3 protein-coding genes and 2 rRNA genes are annotated in these 4,763 nt (G+C 58.8%); 2 read left to right on the forward strand and 3 right to left on the reverse strand.

All coding sequences use genetic code 11. The annotated features are described in order from the left end of the window. The first annotated feature begins 258 nt into the window (after window positions 1–258). Window positions 259–1,623 carry a sodium-dependent transporter gene (locus tag GTP55_RS28985; protein ID WP_161048231.1) on the forward strand — a complete coding sequence of 455 codons (1,365 nt, stop codon included), beginning with the start codon at window positions 259–261 and terminating at the stop codon, window positions 1,621–1,623. A 45-nt stretch (window positions 1,624–1,668) separates the two neighbouring features. Beyond that, entirely contained in the window at window positions 1,669–2,880 is a 1,212-nt protein-coding gene (locus tag GTP55_RS28990; protein ID WP_161048232.1) for a sensor histidine kinase, read from the forward strand. 4 nt (window positions 2,881–2,884) lie between these two features. Here the strand turns inward: GTP55_RS28990 and GTP55_RS28995 are convergent, their stop codons facing one another. From GTP55_RS28995 to GTP55_RS29005, 3 genes are all read right to left on the reverse strand, one after another. After that, window positions 2,885–4,168, reverse strand: coding sequence for a DUF4214 domain-containing protein (locus GTP55_RS28995; protein ID WP_161048233.1), 1,284 nt, complete (start codon window positions 4,166–4,168; stop codon window positions 2,885–2,887). A gap of 200 nt (window positions 4,169–4,368) precedes the next feature. After that, window positions 4,369–4,481: ribosomal RNA gene (gene rrf / locus GTP55_RS29000) — 5S ribosomal RNA — on the reverse strand. A 163-nt stretch (window positions 4,482–4,644) separates the two neighbouring features. Next, a 23S ribosomal RNA gene (locus GTP55_RS29005) occupies window positions 4,645–4,763 on the reverse strand; the annotation flags it as partial.

The following is a 4,763-nucleotide window of genomic DNA, read 5'->3' on the forward strand; positions in this document are numbered from 1 at the left end:
GGTCACTGGTTCGCTCTTCTCAAAAATACTGACAGTATTTCTACTGAATATTTCTTTGTTGAGCATTTAATGCTTTTTGTTGCAGCATCAAACGCCCACATTTATCGACTGTAAATTTTTAAAGATCTTTTACTGCTTGCCGCTGAATCGTTGTGTTCAGCAGCGAAGAGATGAGATTATGCTGTACGGCATTCATTCCGTCAACCCTCTTTTTTCAACTGATACAATCGCGTCCTCAAAAAACCTCGGCAAAATGCTATGAATAATAAGATGACAGGCCGCAGCGGCTTCAGCTCCAGCTTCGGCGTATTGGCCGCAACACTGGGCTCCGCAGTCGGTCTCGGTAATATCTGGAAGTTCCCGTCCCTCACCGGCGCCAATGGCGGCGCCGGTTTCCTGCTGATTTATCTGCTGGCCACTTTGTTGATCGGCCTGCCCGTCATGATTGCGGAAATCTCCATGGGCCGCGCCGCCAAGGCCAATCCGATTACTACGCTGCAGCGCCTGGCGCCGAAGAACAGCCTGCCCTGGTGGCTGATCGGCGCTTCCGGCGTGCTGGCCGCCTTCCTGATCCTGTCCTTCTATTCGGAAGTGGTGGCGTGGGTGTTTGCCTATGTGTTCAAAGCGATCGGCGGCAGCATTCTTAGCAGCGATCGTCATGTGACCGAAAGCGCCTTCGGTGCGCTGATCAGCGATCCGGTGCAATCGCTGCTGTGGCAATGGGGCGTGCTGGTGTTCATCGGCGGCATCCTGCTGATGGGCGTGACCAAAGGCATTGAAGGCATCACCAAGAAACTGATGCCGGTGCTGTTCCTGTTGTTGCTGCTACTGTGTGCGGTCAGCCTGAGCTTGCCCAAGGTGGCCGAGGGTCTGACCTTCCTGTTCCGCCCCGACTTCAGCAAGATCACCTCCGGCGTGGTGCTGACTGCGATGGGACTGGCCTTCTTCAAGCTGTCGCTGGGCATGGGCACGATGATGACCTACGGCTCCTACTTCCGCGACGACCAGAACATTCCCGCGACCACGTTCCGCGTGATGATTGCCGACCTGTTCGTCTCCATGCTGGCCGGCGTCGCCATCTTCCCGGCGGTGTTCAGTTTCGGCTTTGAGCCGTCGGCCGGACCGTCGCTGGTGTTCATCACGATTCCTGCGGTGTTTTCGCAAATTCCCGGCGGCCAGCTGCTGATGATTGCCTTCTTTGCGCTGGCGTCCGTCGCGGCGACCGGCGCCATGCTGTCGATGATGGAAGTGCCGGTGGTGGTGCTGCACGAGCGCTTCGGCATGAGCCGCACCAAGGCCACCGTGCTGACCATCGCCATCCTGGTGGTGCTCGGCTCCAGCTGCGCGCTGACCAACAGCACGCTGGCCAACTTCAAGCTGTTCGGCATGAATATGTTCGATCTGTTCGACTTCGCCTCGTCCAATGTACTGCTGCCGCTGGGTGGCATTTTGCTAGCCTTGTTTGTCGGCTGGGTGTGGGGCAAGGACAACTTCCTGCAAGCGCTCTCCAACCACGGCGCGCTCGGCAACGGCGCCATCGCCAGCATGGTGTTCTTCCTGCTGCGCTATGTCTCGCCACTGCTGATCCTGGTGGTGATGCTGAAAGGCCTCGGCTTGTTCTAACGCCCGTTATATACTGACCGCACCGTGAATCACTCAGGGTGCGCGATGAACCAGAGCGAGGTCCCCGTTGTGCCGATGCCGACGATACTCATCGTCGACGACTCGCCGTCCTACCTGGCCGCGCTGCTGGACCGGCTGGAACAGCACGGCTTCCTGATCGTGCTGGCGCAAACCGCCGCCGAAGGCCTGATGCGCGCCGAGTTTGCCGAGCCGGACCTGATCCTGCTCGATGTGGTCATGCCCGACATCGACGGCTTTGAAACCTGCCGGCGCCTCAAGGCCGGCAAGCGCACCAAGGATGTGCCGGTGATCTTCATGACCGGCCTTACCGATCCCAAACAGAAAGTCACCGGCTTCGACGCCGGCGGCGTCGACTACATCACCAAGCCCTTCCAGATCGAGGAAGTGCTGGCCCGCATCAATACCCACCTGGCGCTGCGGCGCGCCAACCGCGAATTGCAAGACATGATCGCCACACTGGCGCGGGCGCGCGAAGACCTGGTGCGCAACGAGAAGCTGGCCGGCCTGGGCGCGCTGGTGGCCGGCATCGCGCACGAACTGAATACGCCGATCGGCAACAGCCTGATGGCTTCCACCACTTTTGAAATGCAGACCGACGAAATCCATCGCCACCTGACCGGCGAGGGCGGCATCACGCGCAAGGAGTTCGAGCATTACATCGGCAACGCACGGCTGTCGGTCGACATCCTCAGCCGCAACCTGCATCGCGCGGCCGACATCGTCACCAACTTCAAGCAGGTGGCGGTGGACCAGACCAGCTCGCAGCGGCGCAGCTTCCTGCTGGCGGAAGTCATTGCCGGCAATGTGCTGACGCTGCAGCCGACCATCAAGCGCACGCCCTTCGTCATCGAGCAATATATTCCGGCCGAGTTGATGATGGAGAGTTATCCGGGGCCGCTGGGCCAGGTGGTGACCAATCTGATCAACAACGCCATCCTGCACGGCTATGAAGGGCGCAGCGACGGGCTGATTGCGGTAAGCGCCCGGCTGTCGGCGCAAGGCTGGGTAACGTTGAGCGTGGAAGACCATGGCGCCGGCATCGCGCATGAAGCGTTGCCGCGCATTTTTGATCCCTTTTTTACTACCAAGATGGGGGTCGGCGGCTCCGGACTCGGGCTCAACATCGTGCACAACATCGTCACCGAGATTCTCGGCGGCCGCATTGACGTCCATAGTGAACTGGGCGGCGGTACCCGCTTCACGCTGACTTTGCCGATGTCGGCGCCGCTCAGATAACAGCTTATTCCTGGGACCAGGTCGCCAGCGCGCCGTTCGTCAGACCGGTGGTTTTATCGCCCAGGTGCTGCAGCACCATGTAGCCGGTGCTGTTGTCGCTGCGCGTGTAGCGGTAGGCGGTAAAGGTCAGCCACTTGCCAGTCGAGGCATCCGGCAGTTGCTGGCCATTAAGGACACTGGTCACCGCCGCGGCGTTGAGCGTCAGCAGGCCGGCGCTGGTCGGAAAACTGCCGTTGCCGCTGGCGTCAAAGCTGAAGCTGGTCACGCGGCTGCCGCCGGTCACACAATTTTCGCGGTACACGCTCAGCGTCTGCCCCGCCAGTTGGGCGGCGTCCGTCAATTGCGTGGCCGACAGCGCCACCAGCACATCGGTGGATTTGTTGCTACTGCCATCCGGCGTCACTTCAGAGGTGCAGAGCATCGTCACTTCCGGCCAGGTCGCCGCCGCCGGCAGGCCGACGCTGGCCACCACCGGCGCCGCGTAGACCAGTTCGCGAGTGGTCGCGTTGCGCGACCAGTTCACCGTCAGCGGCAGTACCCCGTAGGTGACGGTGCCTGCGGTGGCGGGGGAGACCACGCCACCGCCGGCGTAGCTGTAATACGCCGAATAGGCGGGCGTATTAACCATGTCCTGCAGATAGCGATAGCCGCTATAACGTTTTACGGAGGTCTGCTGGTTCGGGGTAATCAGCGCGGCGATGAAGTCGTCGATCTGCTTGTTGAAAGCCACCATGTCGGTGCCGCCGTCTATCGCCGCCAGCAAGGCGCGCGTCGACAGATTGGCATTGGCGCCGCTGTAGGCCGCCCCTTCCTGCGGCAGGTCCAGTGCGGCGGTAAAGTAAGTGGCTGCGGCCAGCTTGTTGGCGGCCACTGCCACATCCGTTCCTTGTGCACTACCGGCAATCCACAACAGCACCTGGGACCTGGTCAGCTCTTTACGGTCGAGGAATCCGGTCCAGAAACTAAGACCATCCAGTTCCGCCTGGCGATTGAAGACATTCAGGTATACCGAATTGACAAAGACGGCGTTGCTGCCGGCGTTGAGTTCCTGCGCCTCCTGGCTAGTGGCAAACGCATCGACGATGCGGCGAATGTCGGCGTTGCCGGCATACTTCTGGCTGAGCTCGGCGGTGGTCAGCGGCAGATTGGCGTCGCTGAACTGCTTCTGCCAGAACGGCAGTCCGCCAGCATCGGCCGGACGCCCAAAGAATCCCAGATACAAGCGTTGGATCACTGGCGTGTAATCAGCAAGCGTGTGTACGGCGCCTTGAGCAGCGCGCAAACCCATGGTTTTCGCTTGGGGGGGAGTAGTGGAGCTTGTGTCTGAGCCACCGCATGCCGCCAGTAGCAGGGCCAGGGAGGCCATTGGAATCCAGGTTTTCATCATGCGTCCTCAGCTTAAATAGACGCCAATGATACCTTTTTTATAACCTCATGGATATAAAAAAGCCCGCACAGGTTGCTGAGCGGGCTTTTTCTGTATAACTAGCTTGACGATAACCTACTTTCACACTGGTTGCAGCACTATCATCGGCGTAGAGTCGTTTCACGGTCCTGTTCGGGATGGGAAGGGGTGGGACCGACTTACTATGGTCATCAAGCTTTAACTTGTACTGATGTCGCGATTAAATCCGCGCCACCTGAAATCTGGAAGACAGTATTATAAACGATTTATATCGTTTATGCAGTAATTGTTTTAGGTAATGAAGTTGTATATCAACGAACGCTCAACGTACATCTTATTCTATAACCTGCTAAGGTTATAGGGACAAGCCGTACGGGCAATTAGTATCAGTTAGCTTAATGCATTACTGCACTTCCACACCTGACCTATCAACGTCCTGGTCTCGAACGACCCTTCAAAGAGCTCAAGGCTCTGGGAA

Source organism: Duganella margarita (assembly GCF_009857535.1).
GTDB classification, from domain to species: Bacteria; Pseudomonadota; Gammaproteobacteria; order Burkholderiales; family Burkholderiaceae_D; genus Rugamonas; species Rugamonas margarita.